General features: G+C 58.8%; 1 pseudogene. It reads right to left on the reverse strand.

Annotated elements, in window-relative coordinates:
• A pseudogene (locus tag B5F88_RS20105) lies at window positions 1–519 on the reverse strand (hypothetical protein); the annotation flags it as partial.

Below are 519 nucleotides of genomic sequence, written 5' to 3' on the forward strand. Positions count from 1 at the left end.
GGCCGTTGTAGACGCCGCCCACGTCGGCCACATTGACAAAGGAGGTGGAGGCCAGGTTGGCCACGGCGGTGCAGTGGAGGTACGGCTTTTCTACCTGGGCAAAGCCAGCGGGGGCCTGTCCAAAGATGAACATGACCTCTGTGACCCGCTCATTGCTGGCAAGGCCCAGCGCGGTGGCCGAGGCAGCCAGGGTGTAGTTCTTGCTGGTGGACAGGTTGTCGGCCAGGGTCCGATACTCGCCGCCGTTCACACGATAGGTGATCTTATAGGTGCCGGGGAAGTTATAGGTTCCGGTGACCACCGTATCCAACCGCACCTCTGCGGGAAGGGTATCGCGCCAATAAAAGTTGTCCAGCCGGACATTGGAGCTATTGGCGATGCCGGAGAAGGTATAGCGTACCGGCTGGCCCGCCATGATCTCCTTGGGGCCGGTTTTGGTGATGGATACGCCGGTAGTTAGGCTCTTGTTGGTCACCTCAAATTTGACGATCTGTCCCTCATGTTCAAGATAGGCAGTGA

The organism is Flavonifractor sp. An306 (genome assembly GCF_002159455.1).
Taxonomy (GTDB): Bacteria; Bacillota; Clostridia; order Oscillospirales; family Oscillospiraceae; genus Flavonifractor.